Source organism: Pandoraea bronchicola, from assembly GCF_902459805.1.
Classification (GTDB): domain Bacteria; phylum Pseudomonadota; class Gammaproteobacteria; order Burkholderiales; family Burkholderiaceae; genus Pandoraea; species Pandoraea bronchicola.
In genome coordinates this window covers 285,661-309,398 of sequence record NZ_CABPST010000005.1, presented here as the reverse complement: position 1 = coordinate 309,398, position 23,738 = coordinate 285,661, and the positions used below count along the sequence as shown (strand labels likewise).

Below are 23,738 nucleotides of genomic sequence, written 5' to 3'. Positions count from 1 at the left end.
GTTCGCTGTGCCGGGCGCGTGCCGAGGTCACGACTGCGACAGGGCGCCATCGCGAAGCCGCCACAGGCCGAGCGGATTGCCTTCTTGCAGGGCTTCGGGCAACAGGGCGTCGGGCAGATCCTGATAGCACACCGGGCGCAGGAACCGGTCGATGGCGGTCGCGCCCACCGACGTGAACATCGCGTTCGAGGTGGCCGGGAACGGGCCGCCATGCACCATTGCATGACACACCTCGACGCCGGTCGGGAAGCCGTTGGCGAGAATCCGTCCGGCGCGGCGCTCCAGACTCGGCAGCAGGCGGCGTGCCGTCGCGGTATCGCCCGTGTCGAGTTGCAGCGTTGCCGTGAGTTGCCCTTCCAGGCGTTCGGTGATCGCGATCATCTCGTCCACCGTATCGCAAGCAATCACCACCGACGCCGGCCCGAAGACTTCGTCATGCAGCGCTGGCGCGGCGAGGAATTCGGCCGCCGTCGTGCGAAAGAGCGCGGCTTGCCCCTGACATCCTTCACCGGACTGACCGCGTGCGAGCACCGATACGTTCGGCTCGCCGGCCAGTCGTGCCACGCCCTTGTCGTACGCCTGATGAATGCCCGGCGTCAGCATCGTGCCTGCGGACTTCGCCGTGAGCGCTTCAGCGGCCGAGCGGCAGAAGCGATCGAGCGCGTCGCCCGCGATGCCGAGGACCAGCCCGGGGTTCGTGCAGAACTGGCCGACACCCATCGTCAGCGAATCGACGAAGCCCTTGGCCATCGCGTCGCCACGTGCGGCCAGTGCTTCGGGCAGCAAATACACCGGATTGATGCTGCTCATCTCGGCATAGACGGGGATCGGCACGGCGCGCGCCTGAGCGATACGTTGCAGGGCAAGGCCGCCGTTGCGAGAGCCGGTGAAGCCCACGGCGGCCATTGCCGGATGCGCGACGAGCGCCTCTCCGACGGCGCGCTCGCCCACCAGCAGCGAGAACACGCCTTCGGGCAGGCCGAGCTTCTGCACGGCGGAGCGAATGGCACGCGCCACGAGTTCCGAGGTTCCCAGATGCGCGGAGTGCGCCTTGACGATCACCGGGCAGCCAGCAGCGAGTGCCGATGCCGTGTCGCCGCCCGCCACCGAGAACGCCAGCGGAAAGTTGCTCGCGCCGAATACCGCCACGGGGCCCAGACCGATCTTTGCCAGACGCAGATCACTGCGCGGTAGCGGTTCACGCGCGGGCTGGGCAGGATCGATGGTGGCGTCGAGGAAATGGCCGTCACGCACCACGCGGGCAAACATCCGCAACTGGCCGACTGTGCGCCCGCGCTCGCCTTGCAGGCGGGCGATCGGGAGTCCGGTCTCGGCATGGGCGCGCTCGATGAGGGCGTCGCCCAGATCGAGAATCGCCTGTGCGATGGCCTCCAGAAACTCGGCGCGCCTGGCCAGCGGCAGCGCTCGGAATGGATCGAACGCGGCGCCCGCCAGTTGGCACGCGCGCGCCACATCCTGCACGGTGCCTGCACCGAACGCCGGTGTCAGCCGCTCGCCGCGCGACGGATCGAACGCCTCAAGCGTACCTGCACTGCCGCGCACGTCGGCGCGGCCGATCAACATCTCGCCGGTGATCTGCATGCGCTTTCTCCTCAGCCTTCGACTTGTTTGATCAGCGCATTGAGCGCGTCGAGTTCATCGGGCAGCAGGTCGGTCAGCGGTGTGCGCACCGGACCGGCATCGTGCCCGACGAGCTTCGCGCCCGCTTTGACGATACTCACGGCGTAGCCCGCGCGACGGTTGCGAATCTCCAGATACGGCAGGAAGAACGTGTCGAGCAGATGGCCCATCGTCTCCTGATCGTTCTCGCACACGGCGCGATAGAACTTCATTGCCGTCTTCGGGATGAAGTTGAAGACGGCCGACGAGTACACCGGCACACCCAGCGCTCGATAGGCTGCGGCATAGACTTCGGCCGTCGGCAGGCCGCCCAGATAGGAGAAGCGCTCGCCCATGCGGCGGCGAATCTGCATCATGCGTTCGATGTCGCCCACGCCGTCCTTGAAGCCGATCAGGTTAGGACACTTCTCGGCGAGACGCTCCAGCTCATCGGCACCCAGCTTCGAATTGGCGCGGTTGTACACGATCACGCCGATGTTCACCGAACGGCAGACCTGTTCGACGTGAGCGGCAATGCCGTCCAGGCTCGCTTCGGTCAGGTAATGCGGCATGAGCAGCACCCCCTTCGCGCCAAGGCGCTCGGCTTCCTGAGCGTACGCGACGGCCATGCGGGTCGGGCCGCCCGCGCCGGCGAGAATCGGCACCTTGCCTGCGCAGGTGTCGACGGCCGTCTTGATCACGGCGCTGTAATCCTGCGGCGTGAGCGAGAAGAATTCGCCCGTGCCGCCGGCCGCGAACAGCGCCGTCGCGCCGAACGGTGCCAGCCACTCCAGACGGGCCGCATAGCCACGCGCATTGAAGTCGCCGTTGGCGTCGAAGTCGGTCACGGGGAAAGACAACAAGCCGTCGGAGACGATCTGCTTCAGTTCTTGAGGTGCGGTCATTTCAAGCGTTCCTGTCGGCCGTAGGGCCGGATTCGATGTGGGAAAAAGGCGCTCAACCAGCGCTCGGCGCTGAGTTATATGTCATCGTATAACATGTCATCGGGTCGGACAAGAGGGCGTCCGGCCGAATGGCAGTGGGATAAACCCGCAAAAGCATTGGAAAGGGTTTTTCCTGATTACCGTGAAGCCTCTCGGGCACGCGCGCAACCGGGCATCTAGATGTATGATGACGCATAAGTGACGGCTGGTTGAGCCAACGTCAACGACAGTGGCGGATGATCGAGACAATGGGTTGAGAGGCGTGGCAAATTGCACACATCGACATGTGCGGACGTTGCGTCGCATCAGGAGAGCAGGGGGAGGAAGTGAGCAACATGGCATCGACGACGGACACGGCCCGCACGGCGGCGGGCGAACCGGGACAAGCGGCGAAGGACGTGCCGCGCTATATCCGGATGCAGGCAGACGACAACGTCGCCATCGTCGTGAACGACGGCGGTTTGGCTGCCGGGAGCCGGTTTGCCGACGGGCTCACGCTGGTAGACGCCGTGCCGCAGGGGCACAAGGTCGCGCTGGCGGATCTGGCCGAGGGCGCGGCGGTGGTTCGCTATGGCGTGGTGATCGGCTACGCTGCGCGGGCGTTGCCCGCAGGCAGTTGGGTCAACGAGCGCAATCTGAACATGCCCGAGGCGCCGTCGCTGGATCGTCTGCCGATCAGTACGCGGGTGCCCGCAGCGTTACCGCCGCTCGAGGGCTTCACGTTTCAGGGTTATCGCAACGCCGACGGCTCGGTCGGCACGCGCAATATCCTCGCGATCACCACCACGGTGCAATGTGTTGCCGGCGTGGTCGAATTTGCCGTCAAACGAATCAAGGAGACGTTGCTGCCGCAGTATCCGAATGTCGACGACGTGGTCGCGCTGGAACATACCTACGGCTGCGGCGTCGCCATCGATGCCCCGGACGCCATCGTGCCGATCCGCACGTTGCGCAACATCGCTACGAACCCGAACTTCGGCGGCGAGGTGATGGTGGTAAGTCTCGGCTGCGAGAAACTCCAGCCCGAGCGGCTTCTGCCTGCGGGCAGCATTCCCATCGGGAGTGCGGGGGCTGAGGGAAAGCCCGACACCGTTTGCTTGCAGGACGAGGCGCACGTCGGCTTCCTGTCGATGATCGACTCGATTCTGGCGATGGCCCGCACGCATCTGGCGCGGCTCAACGCACGGCAACGCGAGACGGTACCGGCATCCGAATTGATCGTGGGCGTGCAGTGCGGCGGCAGCGATGCGTTTTCCGGTGTCACCGCGAACCCGGCCGTGGGCTTTGCAACGGATCTGCTCGTGCGCGCCGGGGCGACGGTCATGTTCTCCGAAGTCACCGAGGTGCGCGACGGCATCGATCAGCTCACCTCGCGCGCGGCGACACCGGAAGTCGCCGAAGCGATGATTCGGGAGATGGCGTGGTACGACGCGTATCTCGAGCGCGGACGCGTGGACCGCAGCGCCAACACGACGCCGGGCAACAAGCGCGGCGGGTTGTCCAATATCGTCGAAAAGGCGATGGGGTCGATCGTGAAGTCCGGCACGGGGCCGATTCACGGCGTGGTCGCCCCCGGCGCCAAACTCGACCGTGCGCATCAGCGTGGTCTGATCTACGCGGCCACGCCAGCGAGCGACTTTATCTGCGGCACGCTGCAACTCGCGGCGGGCATCAATCTGCACGTCTTCACGACTGGCCGGGGTACGCCGTACGGACTGGCCGAGGTGCCCGTGATCAAGGTGGCAACGCGCTCTGATCTGGCGCGCCGCTGGCACGATCTGATGGATGTCGACGCGGGCCGTATCGCGACGGGCGACGCCACGATCGAAGACATCGGCTGGCAACTCTTTCACCTGATGCTCGCCGTGGCGAGCGGTGAAAAGACCTGGGCCGAACGTTGGGGGTTGCACAACGCGCTGACGCTGTTCAATCCGGCGCCGGTGACCTGATCCGGCGGCCGGAGCTCGGCGGCGCGCGTCTCAGAGTTCGGCTTGCGTGCGCGCGAGTCCGAACTCGAGCATGGCGGGGACGAAGCAGTGATTGAGTGTGTCGCGTCGCGAGAGCTTCGTGAGCACATAGCGGCGGAAGGGCGTGAGCGTGGCCCAGTCGCCGAGATCGGGCGGCAGCAGGTCGGCCAGTTCGCATTGCTTGAGTAGTCCCGGCGGCAGCGCATTCGAATCCTGCCACGCGCTCGGGGCAGGGTCGACACTGCGCCCGACCGCTTGCCCGAGATGGTGGCGCGCAATCTCATCGAGGCGCGCGGCAAAATCCTCGTCACCCGGCATGCAGGACGCCAGCGTTTCACGCGCTTCTTGCGGCAGACGCTGCCAATCGGCCAGCGACAGGTGTAGTCCGTTACGATCCAGATTGAAGCGAATCGCCATCGTGATGAACGTCAGGTTCTCGCAGGCTTCGATCTCGAAAACAAAGATAGGCAGACGCTGATAAAGATGCATGAGAGTCGCTCCCGGGAGCACCATCGGAAACAACCATGGTACTTCAAGTGAGCTAACGCCCACGCATGGCATTTCGCCGCCTGTATTTCGTGGCGACGCGTCCGATGCTCCGGGGACGATGGGTCTGGTTCTTGGGAATAGTCTCAAAATTGTCGGTTTGAGCGTGAATGTAGGCGTTTGCCGTTCAGGATGGCAACCGATGCTGAACCTTCGCCATCTCGAAAGGAGCCGACATGCCGTCCAATGCACCGCCGTCACCTTTTCCTTTTCTTCCTGTCGTGCTCGAGTCCCCCTCGGGGGCGCAAGCGCGCACGCTGACCGCTGGAGGCGGCACCGCCCGTTCGCCTGGCAAGGCAACGCGTCAGTTGTCACGCGCCAAGGGGCGTGCTGCATGCCGCAGTGCCGCGGGCGCGATACAGAGCGTACCGGGCCTGACGTTGAACGAGGAGACGGAGGCGCTTCGTGTGGAGGTTGTGCGGCGCATCGATCCCGCGTGGGTGATGTTGCTGGGGGCCATCGTCCGATGAGTGCCCCGGTCGTTTCATCGGTGGCTTGCCCTGCATCCACGTCGCTACCCACGCCGGAGGCGTCCGCCAAGGCCGTATGGGTTATCGTGTCGCCGCATGCGCGATGGACGAGTGATGCGCAGGCCGTCACCGTGTCGTCGCACGAAGTGTCCTGCACGTTGCACGGGGCGCCTGCCGATATTACCGTCTGGCTCGACCGTCTGCGGCATGGATTGCTGCTTGCAGAAGCGCCGGTGCCGGGCACGTGGCTCGCAAAGCTCATCGACGAATCGCTGGCGCATGTGCTGCCGGCAACACGTCACGATATCGTTCCGGCGTTCGGGCAGATTTGCGATGACTGGGTGCGCGGTATTTTTGCCGCACCGTTCTGGGCACGCTTTCTGGCGGGCGAATCGAGCGACATCCAGGTGCTGGCGTTTCTCGCGCAGCACTATCATCGCGCGGCCGGGGCGGACGTTCACAATCGCATTGCCGTCGAGCGCTGCACCGACGCGGCGCTGCGTCCGTTGTTGTTGCGTCAGTACCGCGAGCAGCGCGGGCAGGCGACGATGCTCGCCGCCGGACTTCTGCGTTGCGGCCCGACGGCGCGCACGTTCCTCGACAGCGGCGCGTTCGACGCGACTCATGCGCTAATCGACTTCATCATCGACGCGGCGGGCGACATGCCGACCTACGTCGGCTGTTGTGCGCTTAGTCAGGCCCCGGCAACGGTGCGTGCGGCCAGCGAGATCGAGGCGCAATTCGAGGCTATGGCGCAGCGGTATCCGTCAGCCGCCGAGGGTTTCGCGGCAGTCGGTGCCCACGCGCGGCACGATGCGAGCGTCTGCGGCGGCACGTCGTTACTTGCGCAATGGGTGGAGGAGGCCGGCGAGCCTGACGTCGCATCTCGTTTGCGCATGTTGCGAGGCGCCTATGGCGTTGCGGCGGCCTACCGTGAGATGTTCGACGCGTTGCATCGTCTCGACGAAGATATCTGAGGTCAGGGCGCGAGTCATGCCCCCGAACGGGGCATGCGACTCGTATAATGGCGTCCCAACGGCGGGGGCGGTTGCGACCCCGCGCCGTCCGCCCCCTGACCATGACAACCCAACTCGCTTACCTCGCCGCACTCGGCGCCGCGCTTTGCTGGGCCTGCAGCGGCATGATCGCCATCACGCCTGTGCGACAGGCCGGTTCCTTCCCTTTCAACTACGCGCGCATGCTGCTGGTCTTCGCGATGCTGCTCATCGCGCTGGCGGTGTTGCGCGGCTGGCCGTCGCTGACGCTGGAGCAGTGGCTGCGGCTCACGGCGTCGGGGTTGATCGGCATTCTCGTGGGCGACACGATTCTCTACACGTCGCTCGGCCGTCTCGGGCCGCGGCGTAACTCCATCATCTTCGCGACGAATGCCCCGATGACCGCCGTGCTCGGCTATTTCTGGCTCGGCGAGGCGCTCGGCTGGCGCGCCATGGCTGGCGTTGCGCTGGTGACGGCGGGGGTGGCGCTGGCCATCGCGTTCGGCGGGCGTCGAGAGGATGCGCACCACTGGGAGTCAGTGCGTGGCGACGTGCGCGTGGGCGTTGCGATCGGCCTGACGGCGGCACTGTGCCATTCCATCGGCACGCTTATTGCCAAGCCGGTCATGGCTGCAGGTGTCGATCCGGTGGGGGCGTCGGCGGTGCGCGTGGGGGTGTCGGCGTTGGGGCTTACGATGGTCGCCGCGCGGCGCGGACGCGCTATCTTCTCGGCCTTCACGCCGGGCACGCTGGCGCTGACGGCCGCCTCTGGCTTTGTCGGCGTGGCGGTGGGCATGACGCTGCTGCTTTACGGCATGGGGCACGGTAACACGGGCGTCATCGCGACGCTTTCGGCGACCACGCCGGTCATGGTGTTGCCATTGCTGTGGTTGCGCACGCGGCAGCGTCCGGCGGCGGGTGCCTGGTGGGGCGCGCTGATCGCAAGCGCGGGCGTCGCGCTGATCTTCAACCGGTAAGTGTTGCGTCGGACGGCGCTCGGGGCGAGCGCATCCGCGCCGTCCGGCCGTCAGCGCGTGAGGGGAGATTGCAGTGTGTCGGCGTTCGGATGCGACGCATCTACGCTCGCGCTGGGCGGCAACGCTTCCTGCACGGCTGCCGGACGCGGCATGGCCGGCGTCAGCAGACGTCGCAGCCACGCGGCAAAGCGCTCGAAGACGCTCGGGTCGTCATTGAACAACTCGGGACGTAGCACGCGCAGATAGTCCAGAATCTGTTCGGCCTCCTGAGCACCGACTGAACCGTAGATCACGGCCAGATCGAGGAGTGCCCGCAACTCGCCGAGTTTTTCGCGCGCTTGCAGCGACCGAGCTGTCTCCACGCTGCGCTTGGCTTCGAACACGCGCTCGCGCAGTACCGATGCGGTGCGCCATGCCGGTGTCTGCAACGTCGCTTCGAGTGTGCGCAGGTCTTGTGCCGAACTCACGATCTGCCCGGCGAGCGACTCCACGATACGTTCCTCGCCCTTCGCTTCGCGCACAATGCCTTCGGCCCAGCGGCTTGCCTGACGCGACATGTCTTCGCGCGTCCATTCGGGGCGGGACACGAAATAGAACCCATGCTGACGCGCCTGATTCAGGATGATCGAGACGACGTCCGGGAACTGCTTGTCGAACGTACGCTTGGCCCATGCATAGTGACCACCCGCGAGCAATTGCGCGACGGCGGCCTCGGTGAGCGGCACGGTGCTGTCGAGCAGACGGGCGCGCAGGAAGTCGTCGAAAGGCGGGGGTGTGAAGTGACGGTCGACGGCGGCGGAGATGCGCACGAAGGCGTCGAAGTCCTTTTGCAGATCGGCCAGCGCGGTGTCGGAGAGGGTCAGCGAAATGCGGCTCATCGTGGCAGGCTCCCTGACGTGGCGGCGATGGCGCGAAGCCACGGCGCGCGCGAGCGCACGCCCGCCAGTCGAGCGTCTGTGTGAGTGCAGCGAGCAGCAGGCGTTACCGCCGAAGCTCGTGCCACGTGCATCCCCATTGCGCGTGAAGTCATGTGCAGCGATACGTCGTGTCAACGGTGCGCTGCGGTCGTGGCCGCGCGCTGTGAAGATGGCCAGGAGGGAACACTTGCCGGCGTCCCGGCGTGCTTGATCCTCCGGCGAATATGGCGGCGATTCTAGCGTATCCGTCGCCAATGAATCACCGTGCCGCTGGCAGTCCCGACAGAATTCACATTTCGCAGGGTGCACAGCAGGCGTCTGCATGCATCAACGGCACGACGCCGCCAGAACTTTAGCGGTATCGGCCAAAAGTTCAGATCGTCATGCGGGAAGGACGGCCCGGAGGCGCCGGATAGGAATGGGGCGGAATGGGGCCTACCGGGGCGCTGCTGCACGTGGATGACCTTGGGTATTGCCAATGTCATCCACGTGCCGGGCGATGCGGCCGGGGCATGGGCGGGTCAGCCGCCAGCGGCGGGGCGCAGCAGATAGACGGCGAAACGCGAGCGAGCGTCGAGCCAGACGCGCTCGATATCCCACCCGGCAGAACTGGCCAGGGCGCGGAATTCCGTCTGACCGTATTTGTAGGAGTTCTCGGTGTGGATCGATTCACCGGTCAGGAATGTGAAGCGCTGGCCCAGCACGGTTGCCTGAAAGGGGCGTTGTGCGACCAGATGCATTTCGATACGGCTCGCCCCCGCGTTGAAGCGGGCTTCGTGACGGAAGGCGTCGAGCGGCAGATCGCCGTCGAGTTCACGGTTGATGCGTACGAGTACATTCAGATCGAACTGGGCGGTCACGCCGCGCGCGTCGTCATAGGCGGGCAACAGCACGGCCGGGTCTTTGCACGCATCCACCCCGACGACCATCCGGCGACGCGGGCCGAGCATCTTGCCGACGTGCGCGAGAAACGCGGCGGCTTGCCCGGGCGCGAAATTGCCAATGGTCGAGCCGGGGAAGAAGCCAAGCCGCGGCCCCTGCGTGGTTTGTAATTGCGGCGGCAGGCGGAACGGGCGGGTGAAGTCGGCGCGCACCGGCAACATCGGCAGGCCGGGGCATCGCCGGGAGAGGGTGGCGACCGCGTCGTCGAGGAAGTCACCGGCAATGTCGACGGGGACGTAGGCACGCGGGGTGACGAGGGCGTCGAGCAGCAGGGGGGTCTTGCGGCTCGAGCCGCTGCCGAATTCCACGACGACGGCGTCAGGTCCAACGACATCGGCAATCGCTGCGGCGCATTCGCCGAGCAGCACCGTTTCGGTGCGCGTCTGGTAATACTCGTCGAGACCGGTAATCTCTTCGAACAGTTCGCTGCCGCGCTGATCGTAGAGCCAAATACTGGGCAGCGACTTTGGGGTGTGGCCGAGACCGGCGAGTACATCGGTGGCGAAAGCGTTTTCCGGCAGAGACGGACAAACGAACGCCGTGGCTTCGTTGGCTTGGGTGGCTTGGGACATCAGCGGTCCTCCGCGAGCCTCAGGCCGCAGAATTGCCAGCGCTGATGCGGGTAGAAGAAGTTGCGATACGTGGCGCGCGAGTGTCCCGGCGGCGTGGCGAGCGATCCGCCGCGCAGCACGAACTGTCCGCACATGAACTTGCCGTTGTATTCGCCGACGGCCCCCGCTGCCGTCCGGAATCCCGGGTAGGCGACGTACGGACTTGCCGTCCACTGCCAGACCGGGCCATAACATTGCGCCATCGCTGGCTGCGTTGGTGAGGCGGCGCAGGCTGCCACCTCCCATTCTTGTTCTGTCGGCAGACGCTTGCCTGCCCAGCGAGCAAAGGCGTCGGCTTCGAAGTAGCTGACGTGCCGCACGGGGGCGTTGTCGTCGACAGGCTGCATGCCGGCGAGCGTCATCGACTGCCATTCGCCGTCATGCAATTCCCAGTACAGCGGATGTCCCCAACCTTCGCGTTGCACCGTTGCCCAGCCGTCGGACAGCCAGAGCCCCGCCATGCGATAGCCGCCGTCTTCGATGAACGCGCGCCACTCGCCGTTCGTGACGACCCGCGAAGCGATCGCAAAGGGGCGCAGCAGCACATCGTGTGCAGGGGTTTCGCAATCGAAAGCGAAATGGCCGCCGGCGTCGCCCGGGTGCCCGATGCGATGCTGCCCGGCGTCATGCGCAATCCAGTGCAGCGCAACGGCGATCTCGTTGGCAGGCGACGGATGACGGTGCGCTGGGCGCAGGGGATTTTGCGCGAAGAGATGCAGCAGGTCGGTGTGCATCAATTCCTGATGCTGTTCTTCGTGATTCAGACCCAGGGTGATGAGTGCGCGCACGCCGGGCGTCGGATCGGCGTGCAGTAGCCGCTCGTGCATGGCGGCGTCGACGTGTTGGCGATAGCGCAGCACCTCGTCGAGCGTGGGACGCGTGAGCAAGCCGCGCTGCGGGCGGGGATGGCGCGGACCGGCGGCTTCGTAGTACGAATTGAAGAGATAGGCGAAGCGCGGATCGTAGGGGCCGTAGCGTCTGCCTGACGGGACGTTCGACTCGCCGAGCAGAAACGTCTCGAAGAACCAGGTGGTGTGAGCGAGATGCCACTTGATGGGACTCGCGTCGGGCATCGACTGCACGGTGGCATCGGCGTCGGAGAGGCCTTGTGCGAAGGCGACCGACGCGGCGCGCACGGCATCGTAGCGGGCATGCAGCGGTTGGGGCGCCGTCGGTGCGTGCACCGGCAGGCCGTCGCGTGCAGTGCGCGAGCGGATGGTGTTCTGGGAGGTGCCGGAGGGCGCCTCGGCTTGCGACGTACAACAGGGGAGGGTCATGGGACACACCGTGTTGTGAAACGTGCCGACTATTGTAGACCGGTTGGCCGCCCCCGTCTGTGACGGTTCGTAACCGTGGGCGGGCGGCCGGGGTTAGGGGTCAAACGCTCACATCAGCCAGCCCGTAAGGCCGAGCAGGCTGCCAGTGGCGATGAGCCACAGCGGATTCCAGCGTGTGCGCAAGGTGATGACGACGGCTGCGAGCGTTACCAGCCCGCGCGCGACATTGACGTCGACTTCACGCGCGACCACGGCACTGCTGGCCGCGAGCAGACCGACGGTGATCGGTGCGAGGCCTGCCCGGACGGCGCGCACCCAAGGGGAGCGTTCGTGCCGGTCGACCCATCCGCCGACGAGATAGGCGAGCAACGAACTCGGCGCACATTTGGCGAGGGTGGCGGTCAGCGCGCCAGGCAATCCGGCGGCTTGCAGGCCGATCAGCGTGACGGCCATGCCGTTGGGGCCGGGCGCGGCCTGAGCGAGCGAAAAGAAGGTCACGAACTGGGCGTCGGTGATCCAGTGGCGGGTCTCGACAGCGTAGCGGTATATATCCGCAAGGGTGACATTGGTGCCGCCGACAGCCAGCAGCGACCAGAGCGAGCCGTGCAGGAAGAGATCGACGAGCGTGTTCATGGGGCGGGTTGCCGCAGACGCGCCAATCGATAGGCGCAGAGAATCGCGCAGGGACCAAGCACGCCCAGCACGAGTTGCAAAGGCAGGCCGAATACGAAGCTGCCGATGAAGGTGGCGGCGGCGAAGGTCAGCGTGCTCCAGTGTCGTTGCAGTCCGGCGAGCAGGCGCAGTGCCGTGGCGATCACCAGCCCGGTGGCGGCGGGCATGAGGCCGGAGAGCAGGTGCTGGACGAGAGGCGTTTGCCCCCATTTCGCATAGGCGAAGCCGATCAGGATGATGACGATGGTCGGGCAGAAGTAAAGACCGGCAACGGCGGCGAATGCACCGCGCGGTCCGCGAAACCGGCGTCCCAACAGGGTGGCGATGTTGGCGACGTTCGGCCCGGGCAGCAGTTGTGCGAGCGGCAGCAGTTCGACGAATTCCTGGTCCGTCAGCCAGCGGCGTTGATCCACAACCATGCGACGCGCCCACGGCAACACGCCGCCGAAGCCCGTCGCGCCGACGGTCCCGAAGGCCACGGCCAGTTCCCAGCAGGTGGGGCGGGGCACAGGGGGCGCCACGATTAGCTGTTGCTGGCGGGGCCGTGGAATTCGTGTTCGAGACGAACCACTTCCTGAGCGACGAGCGCGATGGCGTTGCGGATTTCCATGAGCGCGGTGTAGAGGGCTTGCGCGTTCTGGGGGGATTGCAGCGCGACGTCACGGGCAGCGGCTTCGATGGCGTCAAGCGACAGGGCAATGCGGTCGAGATTCTCCAGCATGGATCGATCTCCGTTGGGGCGCGCATAGCGTGCATACTCTCATCATACCCAACTGACGTATCTCGGTGGGGGATGTTAGAATGCGTGCCCTTGCCGGGGTGATGAAATTGGTAAACATAGCGGACTTAAAATCCGCCGCCTTCGGGCTTGCCGGTTCAAGTCCGGTCCCCGGTACCACTTAGGCTTCGAGCCACATCAAGCTAAGCACAGCGACAGGCGCGTGCCGTATTTCGTCTGATTGGTGCTGTCATGGGATTCCAGGCGACAAAGTTCGCGCCGGCTCAACGAAGCCGCTACATAACGATCATGCGAGTCGCAGAAGCTTCCGAAACATCTCGTTCCCCTTTGGCGTGACGGTGACAAGGCGAGACTTGGGCGAGCGCACGATCCACTTTTGATCGATGTAGAGCTTGAGCATATGCGTCCCGAGCGCACCGCCCAGGTGAGGGTGCCGTTGCGTAATATCGGCACATGGGCGTGCGAACACGCGACGTTCACGTCGCGCCGAATCCAGATCGACGCCAAGTGCATGCAACTGGAGCTCCCCGAATTGGGTTGCGACCAGTTCGGTGCCCTTCTGTCGTAACCAATGCGCCTTCATCATTGAGGCAAGTACGCTCACGGCGATCTCCCCTGCCAAGTGGTCATAGCAGGTTCGAGCATGCATGAATGCCTCGGTCGACGAACGCGTTGACGGAAGGCTCCGTGGCAAGCCTAGCTCTGTTCCCGAAGCGAGGGCGGCCATGCTTTCGATCATGCAGGCAACCTCGGCATTGGCGATCCGAAAATAGCGGTGACGCCCCTGCGCCTCAACGTCCAGCAGACCGCCCCGGACCAGCTTCATCAGATGTGCGCTGGACGATTGTGCCGAGATGCCTGCTTGATACGCCAATTCGCCCGCTGAGCGAGCCGATCCGTCGATCAATGCCCACACGATCCTGGTGCGCGCTGCGTCAGCCAGGAGTTTGGCAACCCGTGGGATATCCGGCGTATCGTCCATATTTCACCGTCCGATGAAACGTTGTCGAGTTTGATTCGTTGATACTAGCACTGCCGTCCAATGCGAATTTGCCCTGTCGTTTGATCGAGCCGGCACAGGGCTGGGCTCGTGGCGGCACGCGAAACACCATTTCACTCATGCGGGAGGCAACGCGACATGGAAATTGACAACATTCAGCAAGCTTTGCAAATTTACTTCGACGTCATGTATGAATGTGATCTGGAAAAATTTGATTTGGTATTTCACCCGACCAGTTCGCTCTTCACGATGAAAGATGGGGAATTCGGCCTGCGTCCGTTTGCTCAGTATCGCGCGGAGATTGCCACCCGTAAGCCGCCGAAGAGTGTGTTGCAGCCGCGCGTGGATGACATTCTGCAGATCGGCGTGCTGTCTCCGGAGATTGCGTTTGCACAGGTTCGCGTTCGCATCTTTGAGAAGATCTTCATCGATAATCTCAATCTGTTGAAGTTCGAAGGGCGCTGGATGATTGTCGCAAAAATCTTTCAACATGCTGAGACGGTCAATGCCTGACGAAGAAGGCTACGGCTGGCTCGAATCCGGCGGCAGGTAAGCGTCAAGAATTTGCGCGGCAGCTTTTAAACGCTACGGCAGACCGCTGTGGGTTGGGTGGAGCCAGTCGCGGTTTGTCGGAGCGGCCACCGACCGGGTTCGGCCATGAGCCGCCGCTCACCGGAATTCGCTATCACCCCTCTGTGGGGCAATTGGGCTTTTGAAAGCGGTCACCAAAGGCGGAACGAGACGAATCGATTCAGTCCTTTGATACTGGTAAAGCCTGCGCTCCTTGACGCAGGGCATTAGCCAAGACGACGAACGCCGGAGTCGGCTGGCGGCGGCTCGGATAGTACAGATGGAACCCTGAAAATGGCTGGCACCAGTCGCTCAGCACCCTCGTCAGTTCCCCGCGCTGAATGTGGGATAGCACGCGCTCTTCAGGAACGAACGCAAGCCCGGCGCCGGCGAGTGCTGCCTTCGTGGCCATCGTCGCCGTGTTGAACACAAGCTGCCCCTCGACGCGGACTCTCAACTCGCGTCCCTCCTTTTCAAACTCCCACGCATAGAGGCCCCCAGCCGTTGGCAACCGGATATTGATGCAGTTGTGTGCCGTCAGGTCCTGTGGCGTTTTCGGCTTCGGATGCTTCGCAAAATAGTCAGTTGTGCCAACGACGGCCATGCGAACGTCGGGTCCGATGCGCACAGCGATCATGTCCTTCGCAACCGATTCGCCGAGCCGGACGCCCGCATCGAGCCGTTGTTCGACGATGTCCGTGAGACCGTTATCGATGACGATTTCGATCTTGATGTCGGGGTAGTCGGGCAACAGGCGCTCAATCGCGGGCCACAGCAACAGCTCTGCGGCGTGCTCGCCAGCCGCGATGCGCACCGTTCCTGCCGGCTTGTCTCGCATCGCCGTCAGGGCGGCCAGTTCGGCCTCGACTTCTTCGAGCCGGGGCCCGACCGCCTGGATCAGCCGCTCGCCGGCTTCCGTCGGTGAGACGTTGCGCGTTGTCCGTGCCAAAAGCCTAAGCCCTAACCGCGCCTCCAGATTCCGAATAGTCTGGCTTAAGGCCGACTGCGAAACACCAAGTTTTGCGGCGGCTTTCGTGAAGCTGCCCTCGTGGGCAACGGCAAGAAACGCGGTGATATCGGAGAGATTGGATCGCGCCATTGATAAGCCTGTCTTCTAACTTCATGCCGATTCTAGCTCTTAATCGCGCGAAGCTGCGCTGCTACATTGAAAGTCGATCTATCAATGCAGGAGCGCTCATGGACATCCAAAAATGCGGTTCGCAACCTTCCGCAAAGGGACCGGCCGAGTATTTCACGGGAACCGCCAGGATCGACGCGCCATTCGCTGGCGAGGCGCCTGCCCGAATTGGCGGTGCAACCGTGACATTCGAGCCCGGCGCGCGAACCGCCTGGCACACGCACCCGCTCGGCCAAACGCTGATCGTGACGGCCGGCCTCGGCTGGGTGCAGCGCGAAGGCGAACCGGTCCAGGAAATCAGACCGGGCGATATCGTCTGGATCGCGCCGGGAGAAAGGCACTGGCATGGTGCAACGGCGACCACGGCGATGACGCACATCGCAATCGCCGAATCGCAGAACGGCAGCCCCGTCGCCTGGATGGAAAAGGTGACGGATGCGCAATATGAGGCCGGCGCGGCCGCAAACCGATAAGTGAGTCCCATGATGGAGAAACGTTGTCTCGGGAACAGTGGTCTGGAAGTTTCTGCGATCGGCCTCGGCTGCATGGGTTTGAGCTACGGCTATGGGCCGGCTACCGAAAAAGCGGATGCCATCCGGCTGATCCGGTCTGCGTTCGAGCGCGGCGTGACGTTCTTCGACACGGCCCAAGCCTATGCGCAGGGGGCGAACGAATCGTTGCTGGGAGAGGCCCTGGCGCCGTTTCGCGACCAGGTCGTGATTGCCACTAAATTCGGCTTCGAAGACGGTGACGTCCAGAAGGGGGTGAACAGTAAGCCGGCCAATATTCGCGCAGTCACGGATGCCGCTCTCAAACGGCTGCGCACCGATCGCATCGACCTTCTTTACCAACATCGTGTCGATCCCGACGTGCCAATCGAAGATGTCGCGGGCGCTGTCAAAGAACTGATCCAGCAAGGCAAGGTGAAGCATTTCGGCATGTCGGAAGCCGGTGTGCAGTCGATCCGTCGCGCCCATGCCGTACAGCCGGTGGCGGCGCTCCAAAGCGAGTATTCGCTGTGGTGGCGCGAGCCGGAGAAGGAGATCCTGCCGCTGCTCGAAGAACTCGGCATCGGCCTCGTGCCGTTCAGCCCTCTCGGTAAGGGTTTCCTGACCGGCGCGATCAACGCGAGTACCCGTTTCGATCCGTCGGACTTCCGCAATGTCGTGCCGCGCTTTTCGGAGGAAAACCGTAAGACCAATCAGGGGCTGGTTGACGTGCTGAAGGCAATCGCGGCAGGGGTGAAGGCGACGCCGGCCCAAGTTGCGCTCGCGTGGCTGCTCGCGCAAAAACCCTGGATCGCGCCGATCCCCGGCACGACGAAGCTGCATCGGCTGGAAGAGAACGTCGGCGCCGCCGATCTTGCGCTGACGGCCGATAACCTGCGCGCCATCGACGTTGCCCTCTCGACCGTCGCTGTGCAGGGCGACCGTTACCCGGCACATCTGCAAGCGCGCGTCGGTAAGTGACCGGCGGTGATCTTGCCCGACGGTGGCTCGATCGCTACAGGCCTCGCAAGCAACAGGAGCATTACCATGAAAGCATTCGGTTTCGCCGCACAATCCGCTGAATCCCAACTCGTCCCCTTCAGTTTCGAGCGGCGCGAGCTCAGGCCGGAGGACGTCTCGATCGATATCCAGTTTTGCGGCATCTGTCATTCCGATATTCACTCGGCCCGTAACGAATGGGGCGGTACGCACTATCCATTTGTGCCGGGCCATGAAATCGTCGGCCGGGTGTCAGCCGTCGGCGATACGGTCACAAAATACAAGGTGGGCGACCTTGTGGGCGTCGGCTGTCTTGTCGATAGCTGCCGCCACTGCACGTCGTGTTATGACGGGCTCGAGCAATATTGCGAGAACGGCTTCACGGCAACCTACAACAGCGAAGACACCATTGGCGGCACGGCGCATGACTTCACCTTCGGCGGCTATGCCAACAAGATCATCGTCGATGAGCGGTTCGTGCTGCGCATCCCCGAGCATCTCGACCCCGCTGCTGCTGCGCCACTACTATGCGCAGGCGTGACCACGTATTCTCCGCTCAAGCACTGGAAAGTGGGCGCAGGTCAGAAAGTCGGCATTATCGGACTCGGGGGCCTGGGCCATATGGGAGTGAAGTTCGCCCATGCAATGGGGGCGCATGTCGTGATGATCACGACGTCGCCGGCCAAGGGCCACGACGCAAAGAAGCTAGGCGCGCACGATGTTCTGATTTCGAAAGACGCCGACGCGATGGCGCAGGCCGCCAGTTCCTTCGACTTCCTGCTCAACACGATCCCGGTCGGCCATGATACCGACCCCTATATGAACCTCCTGAAGCGCGACGGGACGATGGTCATCGTCGGCGCCGTCGAGACGTTGACGCATACCAGCGGCGTTCCGTTCATCTTCAGGCGGAGGTCGATGGCGGGGTCGCTGATCGGCGGCCTTCCCGAGACGCAGGAAATGCTCGATTTCTGCGGCGAGCACAACATTGTCTGCGACATCGAGACGATCGCGATGAAGGATGTCAACGCCGCCTATGACCGCACCGTCGCGGGCGATGTGAAGTACCGCTTCGTCATCGACATGGCGACGCTCGGCGACGCTGCGGCCGGGCTGGGGACGGAGCACTCATCGTGACGCACAAGGGTGAACCGTTCCAGGGGCGCGATATTGCTCGCGACCGCGTCGGCACTGCGACGCGTCGCGCGGCTCTGCCTCCGGTCAAACGCCTAACGCGCCTCAGTACCCCCTGAACATCCCGGCACGATCTGCTGGTCGATGTTTCCAAACGGGGCGTGGCCGGTGGCGTCGAGCGCCGCCATCCTCACGCGTTCGCCAAACGCCAGATAGCGGGTGCGGGCTTCGCCATGCTCCAAAATCTCGATGCCGCGGCATTCGGCCAGGCATGCCGAGCCAGCTTCGCGCGCAGCGTTCGAGACCGTGCCCGAGCCGATGATCGTACCTGGACTCAGTTGGCGCGTGCGCGCGGCATGGGCGATAAGCCTGCCAAAATCGAAGTTCATCTCGCTACCGCTGGGCTGCCCGATCCATTCATCGTTGCGCTGCACATGCAAACGCAGATGCACCCGGCCGTCGCGCCAGTCGGTCCCTAGCTCGTCGGGGGTGAGCGCGATCGGGGCAAAGCTCGTGGAGGGCTTGGCTTGCAAGAAGCCAAAGCCCGTGCGCATTTCGCGCGGACCTAGCGCCCGCAAGCTCCAGTCATTGATCTGCACAAGCAACCGCACATGCGCGAGCGCGTCCAAAGCGCTGACCCCCATCGGCACGCGATCGACCACCACGCCAAATTCTCCCTCGAAGTCGATGCCGTCGGCCTCGCTCGCTTGGGGCACATCGACGCAAGGCCCCAGAAAATCGTCACTCGCGCCCTGATACATAAGGGGAATCGTGTCGAAGTCCGGGATCGGGGCCGTGTTGAATGCCCGCTCCATCAAACGGCCGTGATTGAGGAAGGCCGATGCGTCGCACCATTGAGGGCTGCGCGGTAGTGGGGCGGCGCAGGCGCGCGCATCGAACGCCCGCGCTTGCCGGCTGTGCGCAGCGTTGCGTGTGTCGTTGAGCGCATCGTAGCGTTGCCGCAGGGCGGGCTCGACGTCCTCCCAGCGCTCGATCGCCTCGATCAGACTTGACGCAATGCCGTCGGCCGGCACGGCTCTCGTGAGGTCACGCGAGACGATCAGCAGTTGTCCATCGCGGGTGCCATTGGCGAGGGTAGCGAATTTCATTGATCCACCTCTTCCAGAATGGCGACCGCTCGCGTCCAGCCCGCCGAAGCGGCACGAATCTTATGAGGGAAACAGCTCACGGTAAAACCGAAGGCAGGCAGCGCTTCGAGATTGTGCAGTTTTTCGAGATGGCAGTACCCGATCTCGCGTCCGGCCTTGTGCCCCTCCCAGATGAGCGATTTGTCGCCGGTCTGCGCGACACGCGCTGCCGTGTAGCTGAACGGCGCGTCCCAGCTCCACGCGTCGGTCCCCGTCAGACGGACTCCTCGCTCGAGCAAAAACAACGTTGCCTCATGACCCATGCCGCAACCCACGCTCACATAGTCGGCGTGCCCGTAGCGGCTACCGGCGCGTGTGTTGACCAGCACGATGTCCAGTGGCGAGAGCGTGTGCCCGATACGCTCGAGCTCGGCGGCCACGTCCGCAGCGGTGACGACATAACCGTCGGGGAAATGACGAAAATCGAGCTTCACGCCACTTTGGAAACACCACTCGAGCGGCACTTGGTCGATCGTGATCGACGGCTTGACCTGTCCCAGGCGCGCGTCCATGGTGGAGTGAAAGTGCCACGGCGCGTCGAGATGCGTGCCGCTATGGGTGGTCAGCGTGACCCATTCCGCAGCGGCGGCCTCGCCATCAGGGTAGTCCTCGGCCCGTGTACCCGGCAGCATGGCCATGAACTCGGGCAGCGTGTCGGCGTGCTTCTGGTACGTGATTTTCGGCGCCAGGGGCGGTGGGTCCGAGAGCACGTCGTTTTCGAGATAGATCGACAGATCGATGAAGCGGCGTTTGACTTTCACTTGGAGGCCTCCGACTGGCCGTGACAATGGGGAATGCGTGAGAAGCAGATCAGGGCAACGGCGCCGAAGAGCATGCCGGCGTAACCAAGGCTCGCGAGCGAAACGAACTTGACCAGCGTGCCGCCGAGCAACGGCCCGATGGCCGCACCGGTCATCACCATGGCGGGCGTGGCCGCCACAGCTCGCCCAGTGGGATCAAGCCGCGCGAGCAGCCCAAAAGCGAAGGTGTGGCAAAAGATCATCACCGCGGAGAGCATTGCGCTGGCCACCGCCCACGCGGCAAACCCGGTGTCTGCGGTGATGAGCATGCCCAGCACGGCCTGCACGACGGGGCCGATGAGCAACACGACGCGGGCATTCAGGCGCCGCTCGAGCAACGCAGCGGCTGGCGCGGGTACGAGATTGATCATCCCGAGCGTGATCAGCACGGCGGTAATGGCCGTCTCGCCAAAGCCGCGCACGGTGCCGATGTGCACGACAAAACTGATCAGCATCGCCTGGGTAAGCGCCATGGCGCTCACCCCGCCGATCCCGAACCAGACGTGAGCGGCAAGCCCCGGCTTGGAAACGTGCGCCATATCATTGGCGGCCCCGGTGACAGCGGACGATGCCGCCACCGTCGTGAAGGGAAGACCGATCGCGCTGACCAGCGCGGCCAAACTCATGACCACGCAAAGGATCGTGAAGAACATGCCGCCCCCGTGCGCCTGAATGAGCGGTTGCGATATGCCTAGAAACACGATCGAGGTTAGCCCCAAGCTCAGTCCTGCCAGCGCAAACACGCGGTGCGGACGCTCACTGCGGCCGATGATGCCGTGAGTCAGGCTCAGGCTTGCGCCTACCGCCAGACCCGCGACGGCATGCAAGGCCGCTATCGCCGGGAAGAGGCTCGTCGTGCGTGCGACGAAGAACGCGGCGGCAGCGATCGCAAAGCCCGCAGGCACGATCGACCGCGCGGACAGGCGCGCGAGCAGCGGGGAGCAAGCGATGCTGCTCAGTACCACGCCGGCGAGAAACAGTGTGGGCAGCGCGCCTGCGCGCTGTGGGTCGAGGCCGTAGTGGCTCACCAGCGTCGAGATCCACAGTGGCAATGCGACGAGATCAATCATGCCGGCACAGTGCGCAATCATCAGCGACAACACGCCGAACCTGCGCAAGCGAGCCGGTGTGCCTGACGCCACGTCGAGCGAGGTTGCAGGCGCAATCGTTTGGGGGTCCATCGTGCTCTCCCGGCTCAGATGGCTTGCGCCAGATACTGGTGCGTCTCGCGCATGATGCGCTCGTGCTCGGCACGGTCACCGCGGGCAATCTCGATCTCGCCCAGCCGCGCCGAGTTCTCGACGACAATCCGGCAGCGGTCCCAGCGACGCGCCTCGAACGCCATGATCGCGTCGAGCATCGTTGCGGCGCGCGCGAGTTCCTCTGCCAACACAATCGCATCTTCGATGCCGATGCCGGCGCCCGAAGCCATGTGCGGTGTGGTGGCGTGAACGGCATCGCCGACGAGCACGATGCGGCCCTGATGCCACGGGCGAGGTAACAGCAGTCGCTCAAGCGGCCGGTAGATCACCGACGCGCGTTCGTCGATCGCTGCGCGAATGGCCTGCAGGCGCGGCGCGGAAAAATCGGCAAGCAGCGCCTTGAGCATGTCCGGCGCTTGCTGCGGATCGATGAAGCTGCGTGTGGGAGCGTCTTCGGTCACAAACAAATACATCTGCTCGCGTGAGACCGGGTTGATGCCGGCCTTCACGCGTGCGCCGAGCCACATTTCCGTGCCCGCTACGTCTTCCGGGCGCGGCACGATGGCGCGCCACACGCCCTGACCGGTATAGCGTGGCGGTTCGGCATCGGCAAAGAGGGTCTCGCGAACTTTGGAGTACAGGCCGTCGGCGCCCACGACCATGTCGTAGCGGCCTTGTTTGCCGTCCGTGAATGCGACCTCAACCTCCTCGCCGTCGGCCAACAGGCTGGTGAAGGTGGCGCCGAGTGTGACATTCACGCCCGCAGCCAGCGTGGCCTTGGCGAGAATGTCGGCCAGTATCGGACGCATGATCGCGCCACCGCCGGGCACCTCGTCACCCGCCAGACGTGGTGTGGGGATCTGCGCAATCGGCGCGCCATGCGGAGCAAACAGTTTCAGGCCGTCGGTGGCCGCCCCGCGCTCGAGAAAGGCGTCGAGCACGCCGAGTGTGCGCAGCGCACGCAACGTGGGGCCGCTGATGCTGATGCCCGCGCCGTAGGAGCGCCAATCCTGGTCGATCTCCACCAGATCGACCTGCATGCCCCGCTTGGCGCATTCGATGGCCGTGGCCATGCCCGAGAAACCGCCGCCTATTACGAGCAGGCGTTGGGTCGTCATATCCATTCGATGTCTCCTTGTTCCACGTTTCTTTTTTTGCGTTTGTGACACGTCGGCGGGTTAAGGTACGCCGGCGTCGGATGCGACCAGAAACACTTCGCCCTGGGCGTTGACGTGCAGTGCGAGTTGCGTAAGCGACTGGCCCAGACACGGCCCTGCCAGGCACGCGCCGCTGACCAGATCGAACTGCGCGGCGTGGGCATGGCACACGATGCGCGAGCCGTCGTGGTTCAGATAGGCGTCCTTGCGCCAGGCCATTGGCGTATCACCGTAGTGAGGGCATGCGTTGCGCCACGCTCGCACCTGGGTCCCGCTGCGCACGACGAACATCGTGTCGTGCCCCGCACCGTGCGGATCAAACCCGCGCGCACCGGGGTCCGCCATGGCGTCAAGATGCACAAGAAAGATCGGCGGATTCACAGGCAAGCTCCGGCGCAGAGCGTTGATTGACGTACTGTCATATCAGGCAGGTCCAACCCTGGGCGCGGCACTGCCTCCAGGCGCGCCGCCCGGTACCCATTTCTCGCGCGACTGCAGCAAAAACAGTTGCGAAGCATCGGCACTCATCGGCGCACTGCGTGCACGCCACTCGTCGTCGTGCTGGTCCATGTCGGCGTCATACTCGACATGGCACCCCAGGGGACTATTGAAGTACCAGAACCAGTTCGAACCGAAGCGGTGACGGCCCGGGCCCCAGAACGACTGATAGCCTTTTGCCACGAAACGCGTGCCGGCCTCCATCAGTTCGGTCGGGCCGCCCATGTGGAACGTGAAGTGCTCGCATCCCTTCATGAATGGCGGCGTCTGGATAAAGAAGAGCGTGTGGTGATCGAGCGTGCCGGCCGGGCGCAGGAACCCTCCCACGCCCTCGAAGCGATCGGTGCAGCGAAAGCCCAGGCGCTCGACGTAGAACGCTTCGGCACGGGCAGCGTCGGGCACGAAATAGACCACATGCGAGAGCGTGCGCGGAGTGAGCGGCATATCGTCGCGCACAGCGACAACGTTGGGCCGGCGTTGCGCTGGCGCCCCCGGCGCGTTGATCGCTTCGGCCGGAAGTTCTAGCTTTTTTCTCCGGGTGACGACGAAACCCAGCGCGAAGCCCATATCGTCGACGGTCTCAAGTGAGCCGTCGGCGAGTACGCGCACTTCGCGATCGCGCCGCAACGTCTCGGCGATGGTCACGAGATCCTGGGGTGCAGCCACGCCATAAACCGTTTTTCGCAGTTGACTCGCGGTGCCCAGTGCCGGGGGCAAACGCGCGTCGGTGGCGGGCCACACTTCGATGGCGGTGCCGTCAAGTGCACAAAAACGCCCGGCTTCGCCGGGGCCCTGCTGTGCGACGAGGCCGTAGTCGATCAGATATTGGGTAGTACTGGCGAGGTCGTCCACGCCGAACACAAGATATTCGAGTCCGAGGATGTTCATGAAAGCATTCCGGCTTGGGAAAGAATGGGGGGCATCGAC

25 protein-coding genes and 1 tRNA gene are annotated in these 23,738 nt (G+C 64.2%); 9 read left to right on the top strand and 17 right to left on the bottom strand.

The window, feature by feature from the left end; all coding sequences use genetic code 11:
- Nucleotides 1-27: 27 nt before the first annotated feature.
- Nucleotides 28-1,602 carry an aldehyde dehydrogenase (NADP(+)) gene (locus tag PBR20603_RS12960; RefSeq protein WP_150559914.1) on the bottom strand — a complete coding sequence of 525 codons (1,575 nt, stop codon included), beginning with the start codon at nt 1,600-1,602 and terminating at the stop codon, nt 28-30.
- Between the two features lie 11 nt (nt 1,603-1,613).
- Nucleotides 1,614-2,525: a 5-dehydro-4-deoxyglucarate dehydratase gene (gene kdgD, locus PBR20603_RS12955; protein ID WP_150559913.1), complete on the bottom strand. Its 912-nt coding sequence runs from the start codon at nt 2,523-2,525 to the stop codon at nt 1,614-1,616.
- A 455-nt stretch (nt 2,526-2,980) separates the two neighbouring features.
- Between kdgD and garD the strand changes: the two genes are divergently transcribed.
- On the top strand, nt 2,981-4,513 hold the full coding sequence (gene garD / locus PBR20603_RS12950; RefSeq protein WP_425495812.1) for a galactarate dehydratase: 1,533 nt from the start codon (nt 2,981-2,983) through the stop codon (nt 4,511-4,513).
- A 30-nt stretch (nt 4,514-4,543) separates the two neighbouring features.
- Here garD and PBR20603_RS12945 read toward each other — a convergent pair whose 3' ends face one another.
- Nucleotides 4,544-5,020, bottom strand: coding sequence for a nitrate reductase associated protein (locus PBR20603_RS12945; protein ID WP_150559911.1), 477 nt, complete (start codon nt 5,018-5,020; stop codon nt 4,544-4,546).
- Between the two features lie 233 nt (nt 5,021-5,253).
- On the opposite strand from PBR20603_RS12945, the gene PBR20603_RS12940 reads away from it, so the two are divergent.
- The 3 genes from PBR20603_RS12940 (at nt 5,254) to PBR20603_RS12930 (ending at nt 7,519) form a co-directional block, all read left to right on the top strand.
- Entirely contained in the window at nt 5,254-5,547 is a 294-nt protein-coding gene (locus tag PBR20603_RS12940; protein WP_150559910.1) for a hypothetical protein, read from the top strand.
- Entirely contained in the window at nt 5,544-6,524 is a 981-nt protein-coding gene (locus PBR20603_RS12935; RefSeq protein ID WP_150559909.1) for a hypothetical protein, read from the top strand. The genes PBR20603_RS12940 and PBR20603_RS12935 overlap by 4 nt, the downstream gene beginning before the upstream one ends.
- A 101-nt stretch (nt 6,525-6,625) precedes the next feature.
- Nucleotides 6,626-7,519, top strand: a complete 894-nt coding sequence (locus PBR20603_RS12930; protein WP_150559908.1) for a DMT family transporter — start codon at nt 6,626-6,628, stop codon at nt 7,517-7,519.
- A 50-nt stretch (nt 7,520-7,569) separates the two neighbouring features.
- Here PBR20603_RS12930 and PBR20603_RS12925 read toward each other — a convergent pair whose 3' ends face one another.
- From PBR20603_RS12925 to PBR20603_RS12900, 6 genes are all read right to left on the bottom strand, one after another.
- Entirely contained in the window at nt 7,570-8,397 is an 828-nt protein-coding gene (locus PBR20603_RS12925; RefSeq protein WP_150559907.1) for a DUF4088 family protein, read from the bottom strand.
- 560 nt (nt 8,398-8,957) lie between these two features.
- Nucleotides 8,958-9,950, bottom strand: a complete 993-nt coding sequence (egtD, locus tag PBR20603_RS12920) for an L-histidine N(alpha)-methyltransferase (protein WP_150559906.1) — start codon at nt 9,948-9,950, stop codon at nt 8,958-8,960.
- Nucleotides 9,950-11,266 carry an ergothioneine biosynthesis protein EgtB gene (gene egtB / locus PBR20603_RS12915; protein WP_150559905.1) on the bottom strand — a complete coding sequence of 439 codons (1,317 nt, stop codon included), beginning with the start codon at nt 11,264-11,266 and terminating at the stop codon, nt 9,950-9,952. Before egtB ends, egtD begins: the two co-directional genes overlap by 1 nt.
- A 108-nt stretch (nt 11,267-11,374) precedes the next feature.
- Nucleotides 11,375-11,899 carry a chromate transporter gene (locus PBR20603_RS12910; RefSeq protein ID WP_150559904.1) on the bottom strand — a complete coding sequence of 175 codons (525 nt, stop codon included), beginning with the start codon at nt 11,897-11,899 and terminating at the stop codon, nt 11,375-11,377.
- A complete protein-coding gene (locus PBR20603_RS12905) occupies nt 11,896-12,447 on the bottom strand; it encodes a chromate transporter (protein WP_246174616.1) in 552 nt (183 codons plus the stop codon). The genes PBR20603_RS12910 and PBR20603_RS12905 overlap by 4 nt, the downstream gene beginning before the upstream one ends.
- A gap of 14 nt (nt 12,448-12,461) precedes the next feature.
- A complete protein-coding gene (locus PBR20603_RS12900) occupies nt 12,462-12,659 on the bottom strand; it encodes a hypothetical protein (RefSeq protein WP_150559902.1) in 198 nt (65 codons plus the stop codon).
- A 92-nt stretch (nt 12,660-12,751) separates the two neighbouring features.
- Here PBR20603_RS12900 and PBR20603_RS12895 point away from each other — a divergent pair.
- Nucleotides 12,752-12,836, top strand: a tRNA-Leu gene (locus PBR20603_RS12895).
- Nucleotides 12,837-12,963: 127 nt separating this feature from the next.
- On the opposite strand, the gene PBR20603_RS12890 is transcribed toward PBR20603_RS12895, so the two are convergent.
- Entirely contained in the window at nt 12,964-13,659 is a 696-nt protein-coding gene (locus tag PBR20603_RS12890; protein ID WP_150559901.1) for an ArsR/SmtB family transcription factor, read from the bottom strand.
- A 156-nt stretch (nt 13,660-13,815) separates the two neighbouring features.
- Here PBR20603_RS12890 and PBR20603_RS12885 point away from each other — a divergent pair, with 156 nt between their 5' ends.
- Nucleotides 13,816-14,190, top strand: a complete 375-nt coding sequence (locus PBR20603_RS12885; protein WP_150559900.1) for a nuclear transport factor 2 family protein — start codon at nt 13,816-13,818, stop codon at nt 14,188-14,190.
- A 238-nt stretch (nt 14,191-14,428) separates the two neighbouring features.
- Here the strand turns inward: PBR20603_RS12885 and PBR20603_RS12880 are convergent, their stop codons facing one another.
- Nucleotides 14,429-15,346, bottom strand: coding sequence for a LysR family transcriptional regulator (locus PBR20603_RS12880; RefSeq protein WP_150559899.1), 918 nt, complete (start codon nt 15,344-15,346; stop codon nt 14,429-14,431).
- Between the two features lie 98 nt (nt 15,347-15,444).
- Between PBR20603_RS12880 and PBR20603_RS12875 the strand changes: the two genes are divergently transcribed.
- The 3 genes from PBR20603_RS12875 to PBR20603_RS12865 all read left to right on the top strand — a co-directional run bounded on the left by PBR20603_RS12875 (nt 15,445) and on the right by PBR20603_RS12865 (nt 18,009).
- Entirely contained in the window at nt 15,445-15,858 is a 414-nt protein-coding gene (locus PBR20603_RS12875; protein WP_150559959.1) for a (R)-mandelonitrile lyase, read from the top strand.
- 12 nt (nt 15,859-15,870) lie between these two features.
- Nucleotides 15,871-16,854 (top strand): aldo/keto reductase, encoded by a 984-nt coding sequence (locus tag PBR20603_RS12870; protein ID WP_150559958.1) that lies wholly within the window; start codon nt 15,871-15,873, stop codon nt 16,852-16,854.
- 66 nt (nt 16,855-16,920) lie between these two features.
- Complete coding sequence (locus PBR20603_RS12865; protein WP_150559957.1) at nt 16,921-18,009, top strand: NAD(P)-dependent alcohol dehydrogenase; 1,089 nt, start codon at nt 16,921-16,923, stop codon at nt 18,007-18,009.
- A 92-nt stretch (nt 18,010-18,101) separates the two neighbouring features.
- On the opposite strand, the gene PBR20603_RS12860 is transcribed toward PBR20603_RS12865, so the two are convergent.
- Genes PBR20603_RS12860 through PBR20603_RS12835 form a run of 6 tightly spaced genes read right to left on the bottom strand, consistent with a single transcriptional unit; the run spans nt 18,102 to nt 23,699 of the window.
- The gene (locus PBR20603_RS12860; RefSeq protein ID WP_150559898.1) at nt 18,102-19,115 is read right to left on the bottom strand and encodes a fumarylacetoacetate hydrolase family protein; all 1,014 of its coding nucleotides are present in this window, start codon (nt 19,113-19,115) and stop codon (nt 18,102-18,104) included.
- The gene (locus PBR20603_RS12855; RefSeq protein WP_150559897.1) at nt 19,112-19,915 is read right to left on the bottom strand and encodes a cyclase family protein; all 804 of its coding nucleotides are present in this window, start codon (nt 19,913-19,915) and stop codon (nt 19,112-19,114) included. The genes PBR20603_RS12860 and PBR20603_RS12855 overlap by 4 nt, the downstream gene beginning before the upstream one ends.
- Nucleotides 19,912-21,135, bottom strand: coding sequence for an MFS transporter (locus PBR20603_RS12850; RefSeq protein WP_217425961.1), 1,224 nt, complete (start codon nt 21,133-21,135; stop codon nt 19,912-19,914). The genes PBR20603_RS12855 and PBR20603_RS12850 overlap by 4 nt, the downstream gene beginning before the upstream one ends.
- 14 nt (nt 21,136-21,149) lie before the next feature.
- Nucleotides 21,150-22,280 carry an FAD-dependent oxidoreductase gene (locus PBR20603_RS12845; RefSeq protein ID WP_150559896.1) on the bottom strand — a complete coding sequence of 377 codons (1,131 nt, stop codon included), beginning with the start codon at nt 22,278-22,280 and terminating at the stop codon, nt 21,150-21,152.
- 54 nt (nt 22,281-22,334) lie between these two features.
- Nucleotides 22,335-22,694: a Rieske (2Fe-2S) protein gene (locus PBR20603_RS12840; RefSeq protein WP_246174615.1), complete on the bottom strand. Its 360-nt coding sequence runs from the start codon at nt 22,692-22,694 to the stop codon at nt 22,335-22,337.
- A 42-nt stretch (nt 22,695-22,736) separates the two neighbouring features.
- Complete coding sequence (locus tag PBR20603_RS12835; RefSeq protein WP_150559895.1) at nt 22,737-23,699, bottom strand: VOC family protein; 963 nt, start codon at nt 23,697-23,699, stop codon at nt 22,737-22,739.
- Between the last annotated feature and the right edge of the window lie 39 nt (nt 23,700-23,738).